Here is a 25,804-nt window from a genome sequence, read left to right as displayed (position 1 = left end):
CGGATGGGTGTTGAATATGGCAAAAGGCTATAAAAAAGCGGTTCTGGTGAGCCATAACTCATCAAAACCGCCTATTGGTTGAAACATTGCTGCGTTTCTCATTCATCAAGCAAGCGTCTGTCCTGCAAGACTCTCCTCAGCGACATGTAATTGCATGGCGCTATGAAGTCTGGCGCTATGAAGCCTTGCGCTATCAGAACGACAGGACTTAAGGTCAGCGACCCCGCATTGCTCTGCGATTGACGCGTACCTTGGTCGGATCTATGCCCTTGGGCACACCCAGGGAGGATTTCTGCTGCAATGTGGTCAGACGCTCGTTCAACACACCGAGTTCGAGCTTGGTGAGCTTGATCTTCTTTCGCATGACCGTGCGCTGAAGCTGGTTCAGAGGAACCTGCTTCTCGCCATGGCCGACGCTGATCTTATAGATGGGAATATCGGATCCACGGGTGATGCGCTTGATTTTGGATTCCTCGCGGTCCAGAGCTCTCATGACATGGCCATAATCGCCTTCGCCAACCAGATATACGCCTGTTCGACCAGAGCCGCGCCAGACGGCATCCTTGGTCTTCATGTCGATCCACACCGGAACCTGTGGGAAATTGAAACCGCCACGGGTGATGCGATTCAGCACTGCACCCGTCGCGCCAGTGCGAGACTCCATGCGCTTGTATCCGACTCGGTCGGAACGGCGAGTCAATGTGATCGTTGCGAGAAGAACGCCGAGCATGATACCGGTGATGACGGTCATGATCGTTGCAATGATGCCCATATGGAATACGAGTACCAGGATGACTGCCACAAGGATTGGCGCTATCACTGCGCCCGCAAGGAACCAGGGAAGCGCCGGATCATCCTTCACTGTGAACTTATAAATCTGTATGATCTGGGAGAGTGTGCTGTCCTTTTTCTTTTTGGACTTCTTAGCGCTCGTCTGCTCAGTCTTGTCTGCCATTACCATCCCTCATTCGATTTGGCCACGCATGTAGGCTCCACATGCGATGTTACTTCGGGAACATCTGCATGTGGATCTCTGACAGGATAGTCTATCAAGAAAGCTGACGAACGGTTCTAGAGCGACGACTATCCGCCGACCCACGAATGTCTACCCACGAATTTTTGCACATACCCTCACAACTGTCAGTCAACTGTCAGTGAAACAATCACCATGGGCTCAACGTGAGTTTAACGGTCTGCCGTCTGCCTTGAGCAATGCCTCGCCTATGGTTTCACTGATGGTTGGATGCGGGTGGATCAGACGCGCCGCCTTGCTCAATGGTGTCTTGTTGCCCACCATCTCTTCCGCCTCGGCTATCAGCTCGGTGGCACTCGGGCCAACCATATGCATGCCAAGAATGATAGGAGTGTCTGGATGCGACTGTTCGCAGCCAGTAACCACAGAAAGAGAGCCATTCTGCCCTGTCATCTGCACGCGCGCATTCGAAAGCATCGGGAAGGCGGTCTCCTTGACATCGTTGAGTTCTTCGCGTGCCTCGGCATCTTCGAGCGTCAGACCGACGCATGCAGCCTCGGGAGAGCTGAAGACCACTGAAGGAATCGTATCGTTGTCAACAGGCTCAGGCTTGAGCCCGGCAATCGCCTCAGCCGTTGTCATGCCCTGTTCGAAGGCACGATGGGCCATCTGACGGCCGGCCGTTATGTCGCCGACTGCCCAGATATGCTTGGCGCTGGTCTGACCCAGCTCGTCGGTTTTCACCAGACCATGGTTATCGAGTTCGATGCCTGCCTCCTTGAACCATGCAGCGCCTGTAGACGGCGTGCGGCCTATGGCCACAAGTACCACATCGGCAGATACCTGATGCGACGTGGATTCTGTGCTGTCGCCGCTTTCGGACTCAGAAGCTCGCTGTTCAGCCAGGTCGTAGTGGACGGTTACGCCGAGATTCTCGCCACTGTCGATGCTGGTGGTGTCGGCATGTGTGATGACCTTGATCCCATTGCGTTGCAGCTCTCTGGTGAGGGTCACCCCTGCTCTGCGGCTCCAATGCGAGAGGACACGGTCACGTCGAGCAAGGAGCGTGACCTTGGTTCCGGCGGTGTTCCACAGACTGGCAAACTCCAAGGCAACCGCACCCGAACCGATGATTACGGCACTGGTGGGGAAGGTGTCGAGCGCAAGAGCCCGATCTGAATCGATGACTGAGTGCGAGAATGGTTGGTCGTTGAAAGGTCGAGCTACTGATCCGGTGGCTACGATGATGTCACTGGCCTTGAGCGTGCGCTTGGAATCACCCTCGTCTACGATGACGTCATGATTCATGGCAATGCTCGCCTCGCCGTGGACGACTCTCACCTTGCGATGCGACAACAGCGCAGAAAGTCCTTCGGTCATCGTGTGCACCATATGACGCTTATGCTTCATCAGTGCACCGTAATCGATGCCATGAAATTCCAGATTGACGCCAACGGACTGAGCGTGCCTCGCGGTCTCAATGTCATGCACGGCGGTGATCAGTGCCTTCGTGGGGATGCATCCTCGATTCAGGCACACGCCACCGACGACGTCATCCTTTTCGATGACTGCCACGCTGGAACCAAGCTCAGCAGCCCGCAGTGCAGCCGTGTATCCTCCAGGGCCCGAGCCTATGACTACCAGATCAAAGGTGTCTTCTGAGCCTGGTGTATGCGATGAATCAGTCAACGGTGAAGCCTCCTAGATGTATCGATTCAGTTACTTCGTCTGCACGAGTCAAGCGTTCGACTCCTGTAGGGTTCATGGTTTCAAGCATAAGGACATGGCAGCGTTCTTACACGGATTGAACGGAATACGCCCACCGTGAATAGGGATCGGGATTGATGATTCGCTGATTCCTTATTGACGGCGGGCGCATGCGAGGGCTGTGGCATGAACGCAGCAACGGCATTGTTGTGCGACAGCGCTGTGTGACAGTTGTGCGACTGTTGTGCGGCAGCGCTCTGTGAGTGTGCCGTAAACAGAGCTACATAACGATGCCGTATGGCAGTGATGTATCGCTGTTGAGAGTTACTTTGGCCAGTTCCCATGTTTTTTGCTGCTGGGGCGTGGCATGCGCCAGCGACGCATCTGCAGCGTACGCGACCATGCATAGCTTGCCATGCGGGAGCCCTTGGCCACTGACTGCTCGCCGAACTTGGCGATGAGCTTGCGTTTCAGACCGCGCCACATGATAGCAATATCGATTACCGAGGCGAACAGATAGACATACATCAGAATCAGCAGCGGCACCGAAAGCACTGGATAGAATGATGAGACGATAAACGAGCCCAGCAGAATAATGAATGCGATAGGAACGAAGAACTCTGCGATGTTCCACCTGGCATCGATGTAATCCCTCACGTATACGCGGGATGCAAGCCGTTCCGCCTTTGGCATGTGGTTCACGTCGCCAGTGCGCATGGCCTGATATTCGCTGTCCTGGCGGACACGAAGCTTTTCGCGTTCGACCTTTCGACTGGCTTTTCGATCCTTGGGAACGATGGGGTGAAGGTTCTCTGCCTCGGCCTGTTTTCGCTTTGGCGTCGGGCGTCCCTTGCCCGTGCCTTCCGGCTCGGAATCGAAGGCTACTTGTGCCGCATTATCCGCGTCATTCTTACGTTTGAGTGGGTTCCATGTCATGCGAACAGGTTACGGTGACGCATAGACGCGTGATGCGTTTCAACAGGCCACATGTGCGAGCGGAGGAGATAGGCTATGACCGAAATCACGTTGGACGAAATAAGGTCTCGCGTTGACAGGCATTGGGATGCGATTGTCGATGTGCTGTCGAAGAAGGTTGCCCTCGCAGCCGTTTCCGCGAAGGGAATCACCGGGGACCATATGCGCAGATCCGCAGACTTCGTTTCCAATGAGCTCAGGAAACTGGGTGTTGACACTCGCGTCGTGCAGTCGACCAATCCCGATGGAACGCCAGGCGCGTTTGAAGTGGTTGGCTCCAAGATCGTTGACGAGAATGCTCCGACCGTTCTCCTATATGCGCATCATGATGTGCAGCCTGTTCCTGATCCTTCGCAATGGGATACCGACGCATTCACCGCCACTACGAAGGGTGATCGCCTGTTCGGTCGCGGGGCTGCCGACGATGGCGGCGGAATTGCCATTCATGCCGGAAGTCTGCTGGCGCTGGGCGAGGACCTGAGAGTCAACATCAAGGTGTTCTTCGAAGGCGAGGAGGAGATGGGCTCACCGAGCTTCATTCCCTTCATCAAGGCTCATAAGGATGCCTTCGAATCAGATGTGATCATCGTTGCGGATTCGGGCAACTGGTCCGATAAGATTCCCAGTCTGACCACATCCTTGCGCGGCAATACGGATGTTGACGTGACCGTTCGGGTTCTGGGACATCCGGTGCATTCCGGCCAGTTCGGCGGCCCTATTCTTGATGCGAATACCGTGGCGGCCATGCTTATTGCAAGCATGTACGATGCCGATGGTTCCTTGCAGATTCCAGGGCTGAAGAGTCAGGAGCCCGTTGGAGGACTTCAGCAGGATATCGATGAGGCAACGCTTCGTCATGATGCTGCCGTGCTGCCGTCATGGAAGATGACCGGCACCGATTCCTTGGCTTCCCGGCTCTGGACCAAGCCAAGCGTTTCCGTCATCGGATTTGACGCCCATCCGGTTGAAGGTTCATTCAACGTGCTCGCGGATTCTGCCACCTTCAGACTTTCCTTGCGTACGGCGCCTTCGCAACGCCCTGAAGAAGCGCAGCAGGCATTGACGGAATTCTTGAAGGAGCATGCGCCATTCGGAGCGGTCGTTGAGGTCAAGCCCTTGGAGAACGGCATGGGTTGGGCTATGGATCCCAGCAGCGAAGCAGTCAAGGATGCGCAGGCAGCGATGGCACAGGCTTTCGGCGTTGAACCCATCAACAAAGGGGAGGGAGGTTCGATCCCGTTCATTCCCGAACTGCAGAGGCTGTTCCCCCATGCGCAGGTGCTGGTTACGGGACCGGAAGATCCACAATCGAATGCTCACAGTCCGAACGAATCCATCTCGCTCTATGGACTGCGTAGGAATATCGTCGCCGAAGCCTTGCTGATGCAAGCCCTAGGTCGATAGAGTGATGTCTCACGCTCTGCCAGCTAGCTCATTTGCGCTATCTGGCTTGAGTTAGCTGGCTTGACTGCTGCACGATGTGATAACTGAAAATAGGGAGTATCGCTCGATATCCAGCCTTGGTCATGGGATAGGTTATTATCGAATGCAGACACGGGGGCTGTCCGGATTGCGGACGGCTGAGATGAGGCCTAGCCTCGACCGAACGAACGTATACCGGGTAATGCCGGCGCACGGAAGTCCATCTTTCCCGTGCCTTTAGGGAATATGCACATCAGAGATGCATATCTGAGAGATAAGGCACATCATGACATCAGTTACAAGTTCTTCGCACACGTCACTCCGCTGGCGGGTTGTCGACATCGCCGTTGCATCAGTCATCGGAGTGGTGAGTTCATTGATTTTCTGGGCGGCTGCACTGCTCTGGAACGTCGCAGGAAGCCCTATGGAGGCTGTCGTTCCAGGTCTTTCCGGATTGCTTAACGGCCTGTGGCTGTTCGCAGGGCCTCTTGCTGCCATCATCGTTCGAAAGCCAGGGGCTGCGGTGTACGCGGAAGTCATCGCAGCAGTGCTCGAAGCCATACTAGGCAACGCGTGGGGAATTTCCACGCTCTATATCGGTCTGGTTCAGGGTTTCATGGCTGAGATCGCATTCGTCATCTTCATGTATCGCACGTGGAATCTTGCGGTGACTGCTCTCTCTGGTGTGCTCGCGGGCATCGGCTGCTGGGGATATACATTCTTCACGAATCTTCAGGCAATCAACTGGGCTGGCTCATACGGATTCATCAACCTGATAACCACCATCATTTCTGCCATGCTCGTCGCAGGAGTTCTGATGTGGTATCTCTATATCGCCATAGCCCATACGGGTGCGCTCGACCGCTTTGCATCAGGCCGCGATGTTCGCGGAATCACAGCCTGAACGTCATGCACATAAACATAACGGAGAAGACATTTGGCGATGGCAATGCAGACACACGTTCCTGAAGTGAATTCCCATACAGCGCAGAAGGAGACGGAGACGGAGCAGGTCTCCCTCTCCAGCCGTTCGGAGGCAATAGCCGCTGGACAGGCGGCTTCGCTGTCATGGCGCAACTGGGGATACCGACATGCATCACGTCGTAACTTCTCAGTGCGAAATCTGAATCTCAACATTCGTGCCGGAGAACGTGTGCTGCTGCTTGGAGCATCCGGCATTGGCAAATCCACGATTCTTGAAGGGGCTGCCGGCCTGCTGGGAGTCGATGCAGTCGAAGCCACGCCGACCGAGTCATCTCATTCAGTTGAGTCATCTGATTCACATTCGCAGTCAACCACGCAGTCAACCACGCAGCTCATTGACAGCGATGGTGGCACGACAGAAGGTTCGATCTATGTCGGAGATCAGCCCGTGTACGATGCCATAGGACGGGTTGGACTCGTGCTGCAGGACCCGGATGCCCAGACGATTTTTCAGCGTCTTGGTGACAATGTGGCATTCGGTCCGGAAAATATGAACGTGCCTCGGACGCAGATCTGGAAACGTGTCGAAGCGTGCCTTCATGAAGTCGGCCTGGACGATGTGCAGCTGCATCGTTCGACCACGCATCTCAGTGGTGGTCAGATGCAGCGTCTTGCCCTTGCAGGTGTGCTCGCCATGCGTCCAGGTGTGCTGCTTCTCGATGAACCGACTGCCAATCTCGACCCGGATGGAGTGCGCCAGATTGTCGGCGCGGTGCGCAATGTCGTCGACACTCAGCATGCCACGATGGTGCTCGTGGAACATAAGGCAGAGCCTTGGATCGATATGATCGACAGGGTTGTCGTGCTCGGGCTTGAACGCGAGGGTACATCGCCTGTCAAGCCATCCGATCCGTCGACTGACGAAATTTCCCGGAAGGGTTTCAGACGCACGGTTATCGTTGCCGATGGCACGCCGGATGAAGTGTTCACCGACACGACGCTGGATTTCGCAGCATTGGGCATATGGATGCCCAGGCGATATCGCAAGGCCACGGACGAGATTCGGCGCGTGCACGGCGAAGGCAAGCCTGATACATCTGCACAGGTGGGCACGGGAACGACGATGCTCACTACGCGCGATCTCGCTATCGGACGTCACGGTCAGGCGATTGCCGAGCATATCAACCTTGAGTTTGCACAAGGGCAGATAACGGCGCTTGTGGGAGCCAACGGGGTGGGGAAGTCAACGCTTTCGATGACGCTTGCTGGACTGCTGAAACCGGTGAATGGCACGGTCAGGGCCACACCTGAACTTGCAGGGAATCTCAAGAGCGACGACCCGCATGCATGGAAGTCAACCGATCTGGCATCGAGAATCTCATACGTGTTCCAGAATCCTGAGCATCAGTTCGCCAAGGGAACCGTGTTGGAAGAGGTGATGCTTGCACCGCTCAAGATCGGCATGGACGAGGCGCAGGCACATTCCATTGCCCGCAAGCTGCTGGAACGCTTCAATCTTCTGCAGTATGCGAAGGCGAATCCCTACACGCTTTCTGGCGGAGAGAAGCGACGATTGACGGTCGCATCGGCCATGGCTGCGGCTCCAAAGGTGCTTCTGCTCGATGAACCCACATTTGGTCAGGACCGATGCACATGGATGCAGATCGTTCGATACATCGACTCCCTGCGCCGCGAGGGTGTGTGCATCATCGTCGTGACGCATGACCTCGAGATGGTCACGGCGTTGGATGCGCGTGTCGTTGAATTGGTTCCATCGTCGTCTGATTCCGAACAGGCTTGGAAAGCCGAGCATGCGAACAGTCAGACCCATGACGACATGATTGCGGTGAGTGACGCGGAAGATCGCCGAGAGCCTCCTCGCCAATCCAGTCATTCCCGTTTCATAGCGGCTTTGAATCCAGCGATACGACTCATTGGTGCCATGATGATGACCATCCCACTATTGCTGAGCCTCGATTGGGTTTCTGCAAGCGTCGCACTCGGCCTTGAGCTGCTGGGCTTCCTGTGCGCTGGTCTATCGCCATGGAGAATACTTACATATTCATGGCCGATTTTCGTGGGTGCGCCGGGCGCAGCACTGGCGGTGCTGCTCTACGGAAAAGTGGGTGGCGACACATGGTGGCAATGGGGAATGATCCATGTCACCGACCGTTCCGCAACACTGGCTATCGCGACCGCCATCCGTATTCTTGCTATCGGCATTCCCGCGATAATCATGGTATTCGGCATTGATGCGACCGATCTGGCCGACTCGTTCACGCAGATTCTGCATCTGCCAGACAGATTCGTATATGGGGGTCTGGCGGGCATACGCCTGTTCAGCGTATTGCAGGATGACTGGGCAGCCTTGACTTCATCGCGCAGATCTCGTGGATTGGGTGACGAGAACGCCGTTGCTGCGTTCTTCCCACAGGCATTCGCGTTGCTGGTGCTTTCAATTCGTCGCTCGACCATGCTGGCAACGGCGATGGAGACACGAGGCTTTGGCAGTGCACTGCCACGAAGCCACGCCCGCGTTTCTAGACTGCGAGGCATAGACTATGGCTTTCTTATCCTCTGCGTGCTTATTCCCATAGCAGCCCTTGTTGCAGCGGCATTCGCGGGAAGCTATGTATTCCTAGGCGGCAGATAGAGATTTGTCAAGCAAACAAGCACAACAGAAAAGCAATCACGCATAACAAAGCCTCGGCTTGATGCAAGCCGAGGCGTCTTCCCCCCACATATTGAGTTGCTAACCACTGGTGGTGTCATCCATTGGTATCGCTATGTATCTAGCATGGACTCACATCAATGATTGGCTGTTGGGTTGAGTTGTTCGTTACTTCGCGAGCGTGGTGTTGATGTTGCGAACCTCGTCGAAACGCTTGGTGGCATCCTCCCAGTTCACGATGTTCCACCATGCCTTGACATAGTCGGCACGAACGTTGAGATAATCAAGGTAATAGGCGTGCTCCCACAGATCCAGAAGCAGCAATGGGAATACGGTAACAGGCAAGTTGCCCTGGTGATCATAGAGCTGCAGCGTAATCAGGCGTTCGCCGAGTGCATCCCATGCGAGAACTGCCCAGCCGGAACCCTGAATGCCCGCAGTCATGGAGGTGAAATACGTCTTGAACCCCTCGAATGAGCCGAACTGGTCTTCGATGGCAGCCTTCAACTCGCCCTCTGGTTCCTGACCGTTGGAAGGGGCCATATTCTTCCAGAAGATGGTGTGGTTCTTGTGCCCTGCAAGGTTGAACGCGAGGTTTTTCTCAAGCAGATTTGAGTTCTTGACATCTCCAGAATCCGCCGCATCATGGATTTGCTCCAAAGCCGTGTTCGCACCATCGACATAGGCCTTGTGATGCTTGTCATGATGAAGTTCCATGATTTTTCCTGAGATATACGGCTCCAACGCCGAGTAATCATAGGGTAAATCCGGCAAAGTATAGATAGGCATATGCACTCTCCTCTTTGACTGGGTTTCGGGAACACTTCCCCTGAAACCACATGAAGTGATTCGTTTGTTTGTTGTTGCTCCAGACCAAAGACCCGGCCTTAGGACTTAACAGTAGTGGAACATCACCGCTTTCCCAACGTTTATTCTTCGCGCTTAGTGATACTGGGCGATAATTCCACCGGTGCTGGGTGACGAGTTCGCACCCTAGTGGCGGCCAGATGCTGCCGGGCGAAGCGCGCTTGTCGGCTTGTTTCTGCGTAAGGGAGCCAATGGGAAGACTTCATCGGATTCCTGCGCGACTTCAGGACTGTGCGTGACGATAATCACACATTTATCATTCTCGTGAGCCAGTCTGGCAAAGATGTCCATGATATCGCGCTGCGTTCCCAGATCAAGGTTGCCGGTCGGCTCGTCAGCGACGATGATCTTCGGGTCGTAGCTCAAGGCGCGTGCGATGGCGACACGCTGTTGCTCGCCACCGGAGAGATGCAGAATTCTCTCATTCGCATATTCCTTGGGCAGGTGTACCGCTTCAAGAAGGTCAAGAGCTATCTCTTGCTTGGGCTTGTTGAACTTCTTACCCGAGGCATCCATCGAGAGCACGATATTCTCGGTCACCGTCAGAGCGGGGAGCAGATTGAAGCTCTGGAAGATGACTCCAATGTCGTGACTTCTGAAGTCATAGCGGTCCTGCTTGCCGAGGTCCTTGCCCTGATAGAGCACCTTGCCGCCCGTTGGCGACGTCAGGCCTGAAATCAGGGAGAGCAGTGTCGTCTTACCCGCGCCGGAAGGACCAGTGATTGCGTACACCAAGCCTGGCTTGAATGCATGCGAAAGATTATGCAGAATCTGCTTGCCACCCTTGCTGTATGCATATGAGACATCGACCAGTTCCAAAATCGCCGGACCCGTAGCAGACGTGACGGCATCGCTTGCGGGACGTGACACCAAGGCATCGTTGAGACCGGGGTTCTGTGCATGCTTATCTTGATTGACGGGGGAGTGATCGCTCGATGATGGCTCTGCTTCATCGAACCGCTGTGTTGTATTCATTGCATTTCCTTACGTTCAAAGCTGTGTGTGATTCATGGGCATGTATGGTGACAAGACCTTCTACGATCGGTCGGCAAGTATCTGCAGAGGTTCGTATCTCATGACGAATATGACGCCAACCAGAGCGGATATCAGCGTTAATCCAAGCCCGATAAGCAAAAGCTGGCCCACCACTGAAATGCTTACCGTCGTGTTGATGGACGATATGTAGTTCACGGCGCGAGTTCTGAACGGATTGCCTGTACCCTGTGCTGGAGCTGCAGCTCTGCCACTCGTTCCTGTACCTGAACCGTTCGCTGAATTCGAGCGACCTGTTGTGGAGGATCCAGGAGCTCCGGCATTAACCCCGCGTCCGAACTGAGCCTCTTGCGATGCGGTTTGAGATTCCTGCTGCGAAACCTGGCTGGCGAGCAGCTGATTCGAAACTGGCACCGATGCGGCTGCTCCTGCCGCAGCGCCCAAGCCGAGACCGATCATCGTGACAATCAGCAGCTCGATGGCAAACTGAGTGGCAACCTTTGCCTTCTTCACGCCCATCGCGGTAAGAACACCAACTTCGTATTTGCGCTCGCGGACGTTGAACAGGCTGAGCACGATGAGTACCACGCCGCCTACTGCCAGCACTACAATCAGCAATGTCAGCGCAAACTTGGCCAGGTTATTCAATGGCAGCAGGCTCGACTCATACTCTTCCACGTCGGCAGAAGATACGGTGTAGTCGGAGGAGAGGCCTGCCTTTTTCACATCCTTGGTGAAGGTGGTGTAGTCATTTTTGCTGCCGAGCACGTAGGAGAAGCTGAGCTGTGCAGCTGAGGACTTGGTGGAGGTTCCCGATGAATCGGTTGTCGTGACTTGGCTTGAAGTGTCGAGTCCAAGGGCTTTCAGCGTCGATACTGAAGTGTAGATGGCGTTGGACGGGTCAGACGAGTTCGACTGCTGCGGACCATTGTTGGTGCTTGTGGTGTCGGTTGAATTCTTATAGATGCCGACGACCTTCAAGGAAATCGTCTTGGCTGTGTCATACGGATTCGTGACGGAAATGGTGTCGCCAACCGCAACCTTGTTGAAGTCTGCAAGTGGCTTGCTGATGATCACGTCATTGTTCGAGGCGCTCGTATAGCCGAACACCTTGCCTGAGGTCATGGTGAAGGTGCCATTCGTGGCGTGCTTCACCGCGGTGTCGGAGGAGAAGCCGACGAGCTTGAAGTCTCCGGTTTGTGTCTCCTCAGCTCCGAAGCCGCCACCCATTCCTCCTCGGTCTCGTTCCGTGCCGCCTTGTTGCGTGCTGTTTGTTGACGATGAGCTGCCTGAACTGGAGGAAGAGGAAGTGTCAGTCGTGGAAACGGGCTGGAAGGAATCGGTCTTGGAAACCGATGATGTTTCTGTGTAATAGGTTGAGGTTGGTACCGTTGAAGCCTTGGCATATGTTTCGTAATCGGCCAAGGACAGCGATTTGCTGGTCAGTGCGGTACGGATTGCCGAGAAGTCTGGTCTGGTGGAATTGCTGCCGCTTGACTGTGCCGCTGCAATGAGTTTTTCTCTGTTGACACTGATCTGCGCGGTGACCGAGGTGTTTTCCAGACCGGTGGTTCTTGCCGAGTCAGCGGCCTGACGAATGGACAGCCCGATGGTCGCGGCTGCTGCGATGATTGCGACGATTATCGCGATGAGAATATTGCGGCCTTTGTTCCGCACAACGCTTTTCCATGCGTTTTTGAACACGAACATTGGATTCCTTACCGTTAATGAAGTGACCGGGTCCGATCCTGGTACAGCCGATGCGTCCCGTAATGTAGATACAACACGGCTTTCGTGTATGGGGTCTGTGGCATTGCTTACATGAGTCCGAAAGGATTCTTAAGATTTCCTGAATCAGATGTTCTGTCGAGGGCATCCCTCCCGACTGCGTTGAAGTACGCATCTCAGCATTGCGCATGCGCAATGCCAGAGTGAGGGTGGTGTCTAGAGTAGAGCTATGCATGTTTCGAATGAGATTATGGACAATCCTCACGCTGATCGCGTGAAGCGCATCGCACAGCTCGCGCAATCGAGAGCCAGAAAGAAATCCGGCCTGTTTCTCGTTGAAGGACCACAATCGGTCAGAGAGCTGGTGACATACCGTCCGGAGATTATCAAGGACATCTACGTGCAAACTGCGCTGAATTACGACGATGTGCGTGAGGATGGCAACGCGGTTGCCAGACTGCATGACTCAAGTGCAGTGATTGCAAGGATTCTCGACCATCCCCGTATGAGAGACATCTATGTGCACTATGTCAGCGATGCCGTGATGAAGCAGATCAGCGATGATGCTCAGGGCATCGTTGCCGTGGCAGAGGCCGGTGCCATGATCCATGTGATAGAAGAGCTTCTCAACGCTTCAGAGTCGCAGAAGCCAACGACGCTGGCGGCATTCTGGCAGATACGCGACCCAGGCAATGCCGGCACCGTTATCCGAGCTGCAGATGCCGCAGGATGCTCTGCCGTCGTGTTCGTCGATGATTGCGTCGATGCGCTCAACACCAAGGTCATCCGTTCGACAGCGGGTTCCCTCTTCCATATTCCTGTGATTCGCATGAGCGCAGACGATTTCTTCACTTCGATGCACAAAGCAGACATTCCAGTCATCGCAGCCGATGTGCATGGGGTTGAGGAGCGCGAGTCCGAATCCTTGCAGGAGGTGGTGCGCGATCCGTTGCTCACCAAGGGTTCTCATGCGACTCTTTTCGGAAACGAAGCTCGTGGATTGCCTGCTGAGATTCTTCGCAAGAGCAGCAGAATCGTATATATTCCCATGTACGGAAAAGCTGAATCATTGAATCTGGCCACAAGTGCTGCAATCATGCTGCACACCCTTGCGATGTCGAGTCATGTTGGAACAATATGAGTTCTGTTAGAGTCGCGCAAGCTCATGGGGGCTTGCCGCGACAGACTCTTCGCATGCCTAGGAGACACTGCGAATGCTTGAACCGTGAAATTGAGGAAAGGTCCGCAGTTGGCAGACGTTGCAACGTTCGACGCTGACGAAATCAAGGCACAGGTTGCCGAGGGAATCAGCAAAATTCAGGAAGCCTCAAGTACAGCAGAGCTGAGCAAGCTCAGAACACAATATGCAGGCGCAGATTCTGCGATGACGTTGGGGAGCAAATCAATCAAGTCGCTTCCGGCAGATCAGAAAAAAGATGCCGGAAAGCTTATGGGGAAGTTGCGCGCGGACTTCGGACGAGCATTTTCCAATCGCATGGAAACGCTTGCGGCACAAGAAGAAGGCGACAAACTCGCACGCCAGGCAGTCGACATGACCTTGCCAGTTCGACGCGATCCGATAGGCGCTCGACACCCTCTTGCGAAACTGTTGGAAGATGTCGAGGATTTCTTCGTGTCCATGGGATGGCAGATTGCACAGGGGCCAGAGGTAGAAGCGGAATGGTATGACTTCGATGCGCTGAACTTCGGGCCGGATCATCCTGCCCGCCAAATGCAGGATACCTTCTACATCAAAGGTAACCAGGCCAAGGATGCAGCGGGGTTTGTCGGGTCGAACATGGTCATGCGCACCCACACTTCACCCGTGCAGGCTCGTTCTCTGCTGAGCAGGGGTGTCCCACTCTACGTTGCGTGCCCGGGCTGTGTGTTCAGAACTGACGAGCTCGATGCCACGCACACACCAGTGTTCCACCAGTGCGAAGCGATAGCGATTGACAAGAATCTTACGATGGCCGATCTGAAGGGCGTGCTCGACAAGCTTGCGGTCGCCATGTTCGGCAAGGATGCCCGTACACGTCTGCGTCCGTCGTATTTCCCGTTCACTGAGCCGAGTGCAGAGATGGATCTTTGGTTCCCTGACAAGAAGGGTGGCCCCGGCTGGATTGAATGGGGAGGCTGCGGCATGGTCAATCCGAATGTGTTGAAGTCCGCGGGCATCGACCCGGATGTGTATGCAGGTTTCGCCTTCGGCATGGGCATGGAACGAACGCTATTGCTGCGTCACGATATCAATGACATGCACGACCTCGTAGAGGGCGATGTGCGTTTCAGCCGTCAATTCGTTATGGGAGAGTGATCAGTCATGCCAATGGTTGATATTGATTGGCTTGCGGAGCATGTGAAGCTACCGGCCGATCTTTCGTATGAACAGCTTGCCAAGGACCTCGTTCGCGTTGGACTTGAAGAGGAAATGATTCATAAGACGACGATTGTCGGACCAATCGTCGTTGGCTATGTCGTTTCTGCCCAAGCTGAAAAGCAGAAGAATGGCAAGACCATCAACTGGTGCAAGGTTGATGTCGGTGATGAATATAACGACAGAGACGAAGACGGAAAGCCACAACCACGCGGCATTGTCTGCGGCGCACCGAACATGGCTGCAGGCGAGAAGGTAGTCGTGACGCTTCCCGGAGCCGTGCTTCCCGGCGACTTCAAGATAGAGCCACGCAAGACCTATGGTCACATTTCTGACGGCATGTGCGCATCCGAACGTGAGCTGGGCCTGAGCGAGGAACATCAAGGCATTCTGCTGCTTCGCAACTATGGCTTCACCAAGGAACAGTATGATGCCTTGCAGCCTGGCGACGATGTCATGCACCTGCTTCATCTCGACAATCCGATTCTTGAGATCAACATCACCCCTGATCGCGGCTATGCGTTCTCCTATCGCGGCGTTGCTCGCGAATATCACAATTCCACGGGTGCCAGATTCACCGATCCGGTGCTTGAACTGAACAAGGAACTGCCCAAGCCATCGCTGACGATGCCTGATACGTCTCAGGAACATGCATCGGAGGTTGCGGTCGAGATTGAAGACAGCAACCCGATCCATGATGTGGTGGGTTGCGATCGCTACTATGCGCGCACCATACACGGTTACGACGCTGCACAGTCCCATACGCCTCATGTGATTCGCAGGCGCTTGGTACGCGCAGGCATGAGAAGCATCTCGCTGGCAGTGGATGTGACGAATTATGTCATGATGGATCTGGGCCAGCCTTTGCACGCCTACGATCTTGACAAGATTTCGATGCCCATAGTCGTTCGCCGCGCCCAGCAGGGCGAGAGCCTGGTGACGCTTGACGGCAAGCAGCGCGAGCTGAATCCCGAAGATCTGGTAATCACCGATTCTCCCGAAGGCAATCGTGCCTCGCGCATACTGGGACTTGCCGGTGTCATGGGCGGTCAATATGGCGAAGTGACGGAAGACACCAAGAACATTCTGATTGAATCAGCACATTTCGATCCGATTACGATTGCGCGCTCCGCACGCCGCCACAAGCTTCCCTCCGAGGCTTCCAGACGCTTCGAACGCGGTGTCGATACGATGTTGCAGCCTGCAGCGGCTCAGTTGGCCGTTGACATGCTTGTTCACTATGGTCAGGGTGAGGCCAGTTCGGCCGTAACCGATGTGGACAACACGAAGGCTCCGAAGCCAATTCATTTCAAGGCTAGAGAAGTCGCGCGCCTGGCGGGTCTTAACTGCGATCTGAACGAGATTTCCTCCAGACTTCAGGACATTGGCTGCCGTCTGGGTGGCGGTGGCAATGGTGAATTCCTTGTTGCCCCTCCGACATGGCGTCCAGACCTCACCGAAGCCTGCGATCTGGTCGAAGAGATCGCACGACTTGTCGGATATGACAAAATTCCCGTGAAGGTCCCCTCTGCACCTGTGATTGGCAGGAGCGGGCTTACTCCTCAGCAGCTGCGCCGGCGCTGGATCGCTGATACGCTTGCCGAATATGGGTTAGTCGAAACGCTGAGCTACCCATTCGTCGGCGAGGAAGATTTCAAGGCGTTTTCGGTCGATGCCGAGCAGATAGAGCCGCTGAGCGTTGAGTTGCAGAATCCTCTGGCTGGTGATCGACCGTATCTTCGCAGAGAACTGCTCATGACCCTGGCCCTGACTGCTCAGCGCAACATTCGTCGCGGCATGCACGATGTGAGCGTCTATGAGCTTGGATCGGTGTTCCTGTGGAATCCCAAGGCTCCAGCCATTCCAGCGCTTCCCGGAGCTGTCAAGCCCAGCGATGATCAGTTGAAGGCGCTTGATGCTGGATTGCCGCTGCAACCGCTGCATGTTGCAGGCATTCTCACTGGTCATGCCGAGCATTCCGGCTGGCTGGGCGAGAATCGTGCCGTGGATTGGACCGATGCGGTCGAGGTCGTGCGTCGCATTTCCGATCGCATCGGTGCACATCTCAGACTTCATCAGCCGCAGCCTGCAGACGTCGAAGCTTCCTGGCATCCAGGACGGACGGCTCAGGTGGTGTTGCCTGACGGGTCTGTTATCGGTACTGTCGGGGAGTTCCATCCGCATGTGAATGAGGCGCTGGACTTTCCCGAGCATACGGCTGCATTCGAACTCAATCTGACCGATCTGTTCGAAGCGGTTGACAGCAAGCCCGTTCAAGCCAAGCCGATTTCAGCCTTCCCTCCAGTGCGTCAGGATTTGGCGTTCACGGTGCCCAAGGCCGTTACCGCTGACCAGCTCACCGACTGCATTCGCCAGTCAGCCGGGAGCGACCTCGAATCCATCGAACTCTTCGATGTCTATACGGGGGATCAGGTCGAAGAGAATGAAAAGTCACTTGCCTTCTCAGTAACCTTCAGATCGGCTGACAAGACCTTGACCTCGCAGGACAGCGAGCAGATCCGAAAGCATATCGTCGATGCGGCAAAGGATTTGGGAGCTGTGCTGAGAGCTTGAGTCCATGCTCATGACTCCTTTGTTTTCTATCCGGCGACTAGTATCGTTGATATCGCCGGATTGTGCCATATGCGGCTTATACTTGAATGAACGACAAGGGGGACGGTATCAATGAGCTCAAGTGAACGTAACCCAGATCAGATGGGTCCTTCAAGGAATGCAGGGCCGTCAGAGCATTATGGAATTCAAGCTTCTGACAGTCCAACGCCCCAGCATGGCAATGTTCACCATGATCAAGCGCAGGGTTCTTACCCTCACCGTGCAGTCGATCAGCAGTCGAATGGCGGCAGCGTTCAGAATAGGCAACCCCAATATGGTGCCATGGCCAGCCAGTATCCAGGGTGGAATCCCTATGTGTATGGCGGACCTGAACCGTCTCAGCAGGAGAAGACCGGTGATGACACGTCGCAGGGTCAGCAGCAGCATCAGGGGGCCTGGGCAGGAAATCCCTTTGCTGGCTCTCCGCAGGCCGTTGGCGGCAATGATGGACTGAGCGGCAGCAATTCTCCAGATGCACGTCAGCAAGCTTCGCCATCATCGGCATCTTCGCCATATGGCAATGCGGGAAACGTCAATAGACGTCACATGTATCCGACCATTGATCCCAATGATCCCAATCAAAATCCGCTGTATGGTCGCTGGGATCCGTATGCAGTGCTGTCCTTCGTGCTCGCGCTGTTCTTCCCCTTCCCATTCATGCCGGCAATCATGGGTGCGATTTCTGTCTATCGAACGCGATTCTTCCACATGAAGGGCAAGGGTCTTGCAATAGCGGCCATCGTCATCAACCTACTGTATTCGGCCTTGATGGTGTGGATGTGGTTCAACCATATCAATGCGAACCAGCTCTATCAGGATATCTATGACTGGATCGGCAGTCTAGCGGGGACGACAGGAAACTCCGTTTCTGCATAATTATGCAATGTCTTGCATACATGTATATAATGTTGCTCATTGGTAGACAAGATTTGTCGCCTGAACAGCTTTGGAGTTATACATGGCACGTTATTCAGTCGCCGTGGCAGGTGCCACGGGCTATGCGGGTGGTGAGGCGTTGCGTATTCTGGCAACCCACCCCAACATGCAGGTCACGTGCGTCACTGGCCATTCATCCATAGGGCATCGGCTTGGTGAATATCTTCCGCACATCCCTACTCTAGCCAATCTAGAGATTCAGGATACGACTCCAGACGTGCTCAATGGGCATGACATCATCATTCTTGCCTTGCCTCACGGAGCTTCGGGCGCTTTGGCTGCACAGCTGGATGACTCAGCCGTCGTTGTTGACCTCGGAGCCGACCATCGTCTTGAGGAACAGGAGATGTGGGACAGCTACTATGGCGGTGCCTATGCCAGTTCCTGGACCTACGGCCTTCCTGAAATGATAGCCAGCAATGATCATGGCAGACTGTCAAAGCAGCGCGATTCCCTCAGGGGAGCCACGCGCATCGCTGGGCCAGGGTGCAATGTCACCGCAGTGACGCTCGCATTCCAGCCAGCCATTGCTCACCAGCTCGTGGATGAACACGACATCGTCGCGGATCTTGCTGTGGCCTATTCGGGCGCTGGCAAGAATCTAAAACGCATGAATCTGCTTGCGGCTGAGGCTTTCAACTCTGCAACACCGTATTCGGTTGGCGGCACTCACCGTCATATTCCTGAAATGCTTCAGAATCTCACCCATGCAGCCGGGCGAGCACCTGCACAATGGCATGAGATTTCGCTTGGATTCACACCCATGCTGGTTCCCATGAGCCGCGGAATTCTTGCCACGGTTTCGGCCCATCTGAGCGACGCCGCAATGCAACTGAGCGATGCCGAGATTCGCGCATGCTGGGAAAATCTCTACGACAAGGAACATTTCGTAAGCCTTTTGCCGGAAGGAGTGATGCCGGCAACCCAGAACATCGTCGGTTCGAACTGTGCGCATCTTCAGACCGCCATCGACCGCAATTCACAGCGTCTCTATGCCTTCGCTGCGATTGACAACCTCAATCGAGGAACTGCCGGTCAGGCGATTCAGTCACTCAACATTGCCTTAGGTCTTAACGAGATTACCGGTTTGACAACGATAGGAGTAGCGCCATGAGCGTCACATTTGCACAGGGTTTTCAGGCAGCGGGGGTTGTTGCAGGAATTTCGAGCCATCAAGGCAAGCGCGACCTTGCAGTAGTCGTCAATCAGGGACCTCTCGATGTCGTCGCCGGTGTCTTCACGCCTAACAGATTCTGCGCCGCACCGGTGCAGTGGTCCAGAAAGGCCGTTCAGGACGGGCATCTCAAGGGTGTTGTGGTCAATTCAGGTGGTGCCAATGCGTGCACGGGTCAGGCAGGGCTTGAACAAAGCACACAGACTGCGCAAGAACTCGCAAAGCTGATAGGGACCGATGCACATGCCGTTGCTGTCGCTTCGACCGGGCTGATTGGCGAACTGCTTCCTCTTGATCATGTGTTGCACGGAGTCCATGATGCCTTCGATCATCTCGATGATGGCGAACAGGCCGGTTCGGATGCGGCACATGCGATCATGACCACCGATACCACGATGAAAACCGTTGAAATCCAAGGCTCAGGATTCCGCGTGGGCGGCATGGTCAAGGGTTCAGGCATGATCGCCCCCCAACTCGCCACAATGATCTGCATACTCACCACCGACGCGGTCGTGACCTCTGAGCAGGCGCAGCAGGCGCTGCAACAAGGCACTCAGACCTCATTCAATCGCATCGACGTTGACGGCTGCATGTCCACCAACGATACGGTTTTGCTGCTCGCCTCGGGTGCAAGCGGCATCAGCCCTGAGCCGCAAGAGTTCAATAAGGCAGTAGCCGAAGCCTGTGCGTCGCTTGCCCATCAGATTGTCGGCGATGGAGAAGGCTCCTCGCACGATGTCGACATGACCGTGATCGGCGCAAGCGATGAACGGGCCGCTCTGGCGTGCGCACGAGCAGTCGCATCGTCGAATCTGATGAAATGCGCCATAGCGGGCAACGATCCCAATTGGGGAAGAGTCGTTTCATCGATCGGCACCGTTCCAGAATCCATTGCTCCCTACGACCCCAACAAGGTGACCGTTGACATCAATGGCATACGCGTCTGTGACGGTGGCAAGCCCGGTCAGGACCGCTCGCTCGTTGACATGACCCCACGTCACGTGGACATCGTTATCAATCTGCACGCAGGAGAATCTCAGGGAACCATATGGACCGACGACTTGACTCATGAATATGTACGAATCAATTCAGACTACGAATCATGAGACACAATCCGACACAGGCGAACATCGCAACAAGGCAGATGATATGAGCGAGATAAAGGGACCAGGCTTCCGCTTCGACGTCCACACCGATTTGAGAGCCGACCAAAAGGCTGAGGTGCTCATTGAAGCGTTGCCATGGCTTGAGGAATTCTCAGGCGAACGCATTGTCATCAAATATGGCGGCAATGCGATGGTGGATCAGCGTCTCAAGCAGTGCTTTGCTGAAGACATGGTGTTCCTACGACAGGTTGGACTGCATCCGATTGTCGTTCATGGGGGCGGACCTCAGATTTCCAGAATGCTCAAGGCTTTGGGTATCAAATCTGAATTCAAGGGCGGGCTGCGCGTCACCACGCCTGAGGCCATGGATGTCGTTCGCATGGTGCTGACAGGCAAGGTGTCTCGAGAGCTGGTCGGCATGATCAATGCTCATGGCCCATATGCGGTCGGGCTTTCAGGCGAAGATGGCGGATTGTTCTCGGCAATGCAGAGAAAGCCCATCATCGAAGGTGTTGCGACGGATATCGGTCTTGTCGGTGACGTTGTCAGCGTTGATGCCTCGGCTGTCGAAGATCTCGTCAGCGCTGGCAGGATTCCTGTGGTGTCCTCGGTCGCTCCTGACGAATCGAATCCGATGCAGGTATTGAACGTGAATGCGGATTCGGCGGCTGCAGCGCTTGCAGCGGCAGTCGGTGCCTCGAAATTCCTTATCCTGACCGACATCGATGGCCTTTACGCCGATTGGCCGGACGAGAATTCGCTGATTGGTCGCATCGGTGTAGAAAACCTCAGAGACATGCTCCCAGACTTGGAAACCGGGATGAAACCGAAGATGGAAGCGTGTGTACGTGCACTTGATGGGGGAGTCGTTCAGGCACATATCATCGATGGCCGCAAGCCACATTCCCTGTTGAATGAGATTTTTACTTCATATGGGATTGGCACGATGGTCGTTCCTGAAGATGGAATAGAAATGAGGAGTTCGTATGTCAGCAGGTGAACGATTGGGAAAGCTTGACGAACAGTGGCTGGACGAATACCAGGATGTGCACATGCATGTCTTTGGCAAGCCACTTCGCGTGCTCGATCATGGCAAGGGCACCCACGTCTGGGACGTGGACGGCAATGAATATCTCGATTTTCTTGGAGGCATCGCCGTCAATTCGGTAGGGTATGCGAATCCTCGCTGGATTGAGGCTCTGACCGCTCAGGCATCGAAGGCGGCCCATGTCAGCAACTATTTTGCCACCGAGCCGCAGATCAGACTGGCTGAGAAGCTTATCGAACTGTCGGGGGCACCACACGGATCGCATGTGTATTTCGGCAATTCCGGTACCGAAGGCAATGAGGCGGCCCTGAAGCTGGCTAAGCTGTATGGCTGCACCTTGCCCAACGCGCATTCGGTCATGGGAGGCAAAGAGCCAAGAATCATAGCGTTGAAGCATGGCTTCCACGGTCGCACCATGGGTTCTCTGAGTGCCACATGGAAACCGGACATCCGCCAGCCCTTCGAACCGTTGATTCCTGATGTCGAGTTTGTCGAGGCCAACGATATCGATGCCATGCACGATGCCTTTGCCAGAACCGGCATTGGCAAGTATGCGAAAGGCCCTGTGGCTGCGGTGATCATCGAAATGATTCAGGGAGAGGCAGGAGTCCTGCCGCTTGATCCTGCATATGTGCAAGGGTTAAGGGCTCTGTGCGATCAGCATCAGGCGCTGCTGATCGTTGACGAAGTGCAGACGGGCATCGGTCGTACCGGTTCCTGGTTCGCCTTCCAGCGCAACGACCTGAGCGGGGGAATCCAACCCGATATCGTCACCTTCGCCAAGGGCGTTGCGGGCGGTTTCCCGATGGGCGGCATGATTGCCTTTGGTTCGAGGCTTTCCGACATGTATACCGCAGGGCTTCACGGATCGACTTTTGGCGGCAATCCTCTGGGTGCTGCCGCAGCGCTGGCAACCTTGCAGATCATTGAGGATGACGGACTCGTCAATAATGCTGAAAAACGAGGCGAACAGCTTCGTGCAGGCTTTGATGCCTGTGATAACGAGCTGTTTGTGTCCACACGAGGTCGAGGTCTGCTGAACGCAGTGCTGCTCTCGCATCCATGCGCGCATGCCGTGGTCAACTGGGCTTTGGAGCATGGGCTGATTGTCAACGCCGTCGCCTCGAACGCTCTGCGTCTGGCTCCATCATTGGTGGTCAGCGCCGAGGATGTCGATAGCTGCATTGCGATACTCTCGCAAGTTCCCTCGGATCTGCCCGATGACTGAGCATGCAGCTCACTCGGTGTTCACCTGAGCAAGGATTTGACGTGGTACAGCGTGGAAGTACAGGTCTTTCACGCTGAAAACAAAGGATGAAAGGAAGAGATGGAGATGGCTGCACCTTTACGGCATATGTTGCGCGATGACGATGTCTCACATGACGAGCAACTGCAGATTTTACGACTGGGCATGAAATTCCGAGAAAACCGTTTTCATGCACGACCTTTCGAAGGCCCGCAAGCCGTTGCGGTGCTGTTCGACAAGCCCAGCACCAGAACGAGATCAAGCTTCTCCGTGGGCGTGGCCGAGCTTGGCGGGTATCCTCTCGTGATAGACAAAGGCGGTTCGCAACTTGGCCGTGGCGAGCCCGTTGCCGACACTGCGCGTGTGCTCACACGCATGACCTCGACGATTGTGTGGAGGACTTTCGGCCAGGATCGAGTCGAGGAGATGGCTCGCTATGCCACCGTTCCCGTCATCAACGCCCTGACCGACGAATTCCACCCATGCCAGGTGCTTGCAGATTTTCTTACCATCGCACAGCATCGTGGAGGTGTCGATAGCCTTGCAGGCAAGCGCATCGCGTATCTCGGGGATGCCGGCAACAATATGGCGAATTCATATCTGCTGGCGGGAGCCACTGCGGGCATGCATGTCGCCGTTGCCGGACCTTACGGATATCTGCCCGATCCGGCAATCGTCGACGATGCCAAGACCATTGCAAAGCACAACAACGGTTCGGTTCTCGTGACCACCGATCCTTTCGAAGCGGCGAAGGATGCCGACTGCATTTTCACTGATACCTGGGTTTCGATGGGAGAGGAGAGTGAGTACGCCACTCGTTCGAAGCCCTTCTGGGATTATCAGGTCAATGACGAGCTCATGAGCCATGCCGCTCCGAACGCGCTGTTCCAGCATTGCCTTCCTGCATACCGTGGCAAGGAAGTGACCGGCTCGGTTATCGACGGCCCACAGTCCGTCGTCTGGGATGAAGCCGAAAATCGTCTGCATGCGCAGAAGGCGTTGATGACCTGGCTGATTGGCAAGCAGCGCGAGGACGACGATCTTCTCGCATGAATTGCAGTGAAATGTTGACAATCGACCATTGGGACAAGGAGGTGATGGCATGAGCGATGAAGCATATTCAGGACTCAGGAGACCACCGACGCGAGCTGCAAGGCACGGTGCAATTCAGCAGGCACTGTCCAACTCTGCCATAACCTCTCAGCAGCAGCTGGCCACGGTGCTTGCCACTCAGGGCATTGAGGTAACCCAGGCCACCTTGAGTCGTGATCTGGACGAGATGCATGCGAGCAAGCAGCGTCAGCCCGATGGAAGCTTTGCCTACGTGGTACCGGAATCAACTGTTTCTGGAGAGTTCTCCAAGGTTCGGCCCATGCCTGACGATGAGGATGATGCGGAGCATGGCGCAGAACATAGCACATTGAACCGCGCTGAGCAGCAGCTTTCGAGAACGCTGACTGGTCTCGTGACTTCTGTAGCCACTGCACAGAACCTTGTGGTGATTCACACGCCTTCGGGAGCTGCACAATACGTTGCCAGCGTGTTGGATCGTCAGTCCATTCAGGGAGTTGTCGGAACGATTGCCGGGGATGACACGGTCATGGCCATTGCCGTCGATGCCGAGACCGCCCAGGACAAGGCAGAATGGTTTCTACTGCTCGCCTCCGGAGGAGAATCGTCACATATGAGTTCAAAACAACAAGGGTAGTCTCGTCTGTCTGCTGCGTATCGCTCACCGGCTTGCGCACATGACATGCGATGCACGAATAATACATGTGAAACATATATCGGAAGGGTTGCTATGAGTGACAACAAAAGAATCGTCTTGGCCTATTCGGGAGGTTTGGATACCTCCGTCGCCATTCCATATCTGAAGGATCGCACCGGCAAGGATGTCGTTGCCGTCTCCTTGGACGTGGGTCAGGGTGGTGAACGCCTCCAGACAATCAAGCAGCGCGCACTGGCTTGCGGTGCCGTCGAATCGTACGTTGTGGATGCACGCAACGAGTTTGCGGACGAATACTGCATGATGGCACTTCAGGCCAATGCCATGTATGAGGGTGTATACCCACTGGTATCCGCCATTTCCAGACCATTGATTACGAAGCATCTGGTTCATGCGGCGCATCAGTTTGGGGCAGACACGATTGCCCATGGATGCACGGGCAAGGGCAACGACCAGGTGCGCTTTGAAGTGTCCATCATGTCCATCGATCCAACGCTGAAGGCCATCAGCCCCATCCGCGATCTTGGTCTGATGCGTGACGTTGAAATCGCGTATGCCAAGGAGCACAAGCTGCCGATAGAGCAGACGGAGAAAAGCCCCTATTCCATCGACCAGAACGTATGGGGACGCGCAATCGAGACAGGCTATCTTGAGGATCCGTGGAACGCGCCCACCAAGGATGTCTATTCGTACACTGACGACCCAGCATTCCCGCCGGTTGAGGACGAAGTGACGATCACCTTCAAGAAGGGCATTCCCGTCCAGATCGATGGCAAGGATGTCACGCCCCTGCAGGCCATCGAAGAGATGAACCGCCGCGCAGGAGCACAGGGCATCGGCCGCATCGACCTGATTGAAGATCGACTGGTCGGCATCAAGTCACGCGAACTGTACGAGGCACCCGGTGCCATTGCCTTGATAACGGCTCACGAGGAGCTTGAAAACTGCTGCCTTGAGCGTGAACAGCATCGCATCAAGCGTGACATCGACAAGCGCTGGGGCGAGCTGGTCTATGACGCACAATGGTATTCGCCAGCGGTCAAGTCCCTGACAGCCTTCATCAAGGACACGCAGGAGTACGTGTCCGGTCAGATTCGCATGAGCCTTCACGGTGGCCGCGCAGTCGTGACGGGTCGTCGCTCAGACAGCTCGCTCTACGACTACTCCCTTGCCACATACGAGACCGGCGACTCCTTCGATCAGAAGGCATCGAACGGTTTCATCGAGATCTACGGCCTTCCAAGCAAGGTCGCCGCAGCGCGTGATGTGAAGTTCGGCAATGCGGTGGAAGTTCCACAAGGTGACGTCAAATAGTCGG

General features: G+C 55.1%; 20 protein-coding genes and 1 riboswitch. Of the genes, 14 read left to right on the top strand and 6 right to left on the bottom strand.

Annotation, left to right across the window (positions count from 1 at the left end; translation table 11 throughout):
• Positions 1 to 214 precede the first annotated feature (214 nt).
• The 3 genes from QN215_RS06395 to QN215_RS06385 form a co-directional block, all read right to left on the bottom strand.
• Entirely contained in the window at positions 215 to 955 is a 741-nt protein-coding gene (locus tag QN215_RS06395; RefSeq protein ID WP_369343502.1) for a DUF4191 domain-containing protein, read from the bottom strand.
• A 219-nt stretch (positions 956 to 1,174) separates the two neighbouring features.
• Positions 1,175 to 2,662, bottom strand: a complete 1,488-nt coding sequence (gene lpdA, locus QN215_RS06390; protein ID WP_369343501.1) for a dihydrolipoyl dehydrogenase — start codon at positions 2,660 to 2,662, stop codon at positions 1,175 to 1,177.
• A 342-nt stretch (positions 2,663 to 3,004) separates the two neighbouring features.
• Positions 3,005 to 3,616 (bottom strand): DUF3043 domain-containing protein, encoded by a 612-nt coding sequence (locus QN215_RS06385; protein ID WP_369343500.1) that lies wholly within the window; start codon positions 3,614 to 3,616, stop codon positions 3,005 to 3,007.
• A gap of 75 nt (positions 3,617 to 3,691) precedes the next feature.
• On the opposite strand from QN215_RS06385, the gene QN215_RS06380 reads away from it, so the two are divergent.
• From QN215_RS06380 to QN215_RS06370, 3 genes are all read left to right on the top strand, one after another.
• Positions 3,692 to 5,059: a dipeptidase gene (locus QN215_RS06380; protein WP_369343499.1), complete on the top strand. Its 1,368-nt coding sequence runs from the start codon at positions 3,692 to 3,694 to the stop codon at positions 5,057 to 5,059.
• Between the two features lie 140 nt (positions 5,060 to 5,199).
• Positions 5,200 to 5,312, top strand: a riboswitch (TPP riboswitch).
• A gap of 51 nt (positions 5,313 to 5,363) precedes the next feature.
• Positions 5,364 to 5,981 (top strand): ECF transporter S component, encoded by a 618-nt coding sequence (locus QN215_RS06375; protein WP_369343498.1) that lies wholly within the window; start codon positions 5,364 to 5,366, stop codon positions 5,979 to 5,981.
• Positions 5,982 to 6,026: 45 nt separating this feature from the next.
• The gene (locus QN215_RS06370) at positions 6,027 to 8,654 is read left to right on the top strand and encodes an ATP-binding cassette domain-containing protein (protein WP_404978522.1); all 2,628 of its coding nucleotides are present in this window, start codon (positions 6,027 to 6,029) and stop codon (positions 8,652 to 8,654) included.
• A 186-nt stretch (positions 8,655 to 8,840) separates the two neighbouring features.
• Here QN215_RS06370 and QN215_RS06365 read toward each other — a convergent pair whose 3' ends face one another.
• From QN215_RS06365 to QN215_RS06355, 3 genes are all read right to left on the bottom strand, one after another.
• On the bottom strand, positions 8,841 to 9,461 hold the full coding sequence (locus QN215_RS06365; RefSeq protein WP_369343496.1) for a superoxide dismutase: 621 nt from the start codon (positions 9,459 to 9,461) through the stop codon (positions 8,841 to 8,843).
• A 204-nt stretch (positions 9,462 to 9,665) separates the two neighbouring features.
• Positions 9,666 to 10,514, bottom strand: a complete 849-nt coding sequence (locus tag QN215_RS06360; RefSeq protein WP_369343495.1) for an ABC transporter ATP-binding protein — start codon at positions 10,512 to 10,514, stop codon at positions 9,666 to 9,668.
• A 60-nt stretch (positions 10,515 to 10,574) separates the two neighbouring features.
• Positions 10,575 to 12,242: an FtsX-like permease family protein gene (locus tag QN215_RS06355; RefSeq protein ID WP_369343494.1), complete on the bottom strand. Its 1,668-nt coding sequence runs from the start codon at positions 12,240 to 12,242 to the stop codon at positions 10,575 to 10,577.
• Positions 12,243 to 12,489: 247 nt separating this feature from the next.
• Here QN215_RS06355 and QN215_RS06350 point away from each other — a divergent pair, with 247 nt between their 5' ends.
• The 11 genes from QN215_RS06350 to QN215_RS06300 all read left to right on the top strand — a co-directional run bounded on the left by QN215_RS06350 (position 12,490) and on the right by QN215_RS06300 (position 25,800).
• Positions 12,490 to 13,401 (top strand): TrmH family RNA methyltransferase, encoded by a 912-nt coding sequence (locus tag QN215_RS06350; RefSeq protein ID WP_369343493.1) that lies wholly within the window; start codon positions 12,490 to 12,492, stop codon positions 13,399 to 13,401.
• Between the two features lie 108 nt (positions 13,402 to 13,509).
• Positions 13,510 to 14,577 (top strand): phenylalanine--tRNA ligase subunit alpha, encoded by a 1,068-nt coding sequence (gene pheS, locus QN215_RS06345; protein ID WP_369343492.1) that lies wholly within the window; start codon positions 13,510 to 13,512, stop codon positions 14,575 to 14,577.
• Between the two features lie 6 nt (positions 14,578 to 14,583).
• A complete protein-coding gene (gene pheT, locus QN215_RS06340) occupies positions 14,584 to 17,211 on the top strand; it encodes a phenylalanine--tRNA ligase subunit beta (RefSeq protein ID WP_369343491.1) in 2,628 nt (875 codons plus the stop codon).
• Between the two features lie 111 nt (positions 17,212 to 17,322).
• Positions 17,323 to 18,126: a DUF4190 domain-containing protein gene (locus tag QN215_RS06335; protein WP_369343490.1), complete on the top strand. Its 804-nt coding sequence runs from the start codon at positions 17,323 to 17,325 to the stop codon at positions 18,124 to 18,126.
• 82 nt (positions 18,127 to 18,208) lie between these two features.
• Positions 18,209 to 19,300, top strand: coding sequence for an N-acetyl-gamma-glutamyl-phosphate reductase (argC, locus tag QN215_RS06330; protein ID WP_369343489.1), 1,092 nt, complete (start codon positions 18,209 to 18,211; stop codon positions 19,298 to 19,300).
• Complete coding sequence (argJ, locus tag QN215_RS06325; RefSeq protein WP_369343488.1) at positions 19,297 to 20,466, top strand: bifunctional glutamate N-acetyltransferase/amino-acid acetyltransferase ArgJ; 1,170 nt, start codon at positions 19,297 to 19,299, stop codon at positions 20,464 to 20,466. The genes argC and argJ overlap by 4 nt, the downstream gene beginning before the upstream one ends.
• A gap of 43 nt (positions 20,467 to 20,509) precedes the next feature.
• Positions 20,510 to 21,466, top strand: coding sequence for an acetylglutamate kinase (gene argB, locus QN215_RS06320; RefSeq protein WP_369343487.1), 957 nt, complete (start codon positions 20,510 to 20,512; stop codon positions 21,464 to 21,466).
• On the top strand, positions 21,453 to 22,742 hold the full coding sequence (locus QN215_RS06315) for an acetylornithine transaminase (RefSeq protein WP_369343486.1): 1,290 nt from the start codon (positions 21,453 to 21,455) through the stop codon (positions 22,740 to 22,742). Before argB ends, QN215_RS06315 begins: the two co-directional genes overlap by 14 nt.
• Positions 22,743 to 22,847: 105 nt before the next feature.
• Entirely contained in the window at positions 22,848 to 23,813 is a 966-nt protein-coding gene (argF, locus tag QN215_RS06310; protein ID WP_369343485.1) for an ornithine carbamoyltransferase, read from the top strand.
• A 49-nt stretch (positions 23,814 to 23,862) separates the two neighbouring features.
• Positions 23,863 to 24,468, top strand: a complete 606-nt coding sequence (locus QN215_RS06305) for an arginine repressor (protein WP_369343484.1) — start codon at positions 23,863 to 23,865, stop codon at positions 24,466 to 24,468.
• A 93-nt stretch (positions 24,469 to 24,561) separates the two neighbouring features.
• On the top strand, positions 24,562 to 25,800 hold the full coding sequence (locus QN215_RS06300; protein WP_369343483.1) for an argininosuccinate synthase: 1,239 nt from the start codon (positions 24,562 to 24,564) through the stop codon (positions 25,798 to 25,800).
• The last annotated feature ends 4 nt before the right edge of the window (positions 25,801 to 25,804 follow it).

This window comes from Bifidobacterium sp. WK041_4_12, assembly GCF_041080795.1.
Taxonomy (GTDB): Bacteria; Actinomycetota; Actinomycetes; order Actinomycetales; family Bifidobacteriaceae; genus Bombiscardovia; species Bombiscardovia aquikefiricola.
This window is presented reverse-complemented; position numbering and strand designations above follow the sequence as displayed.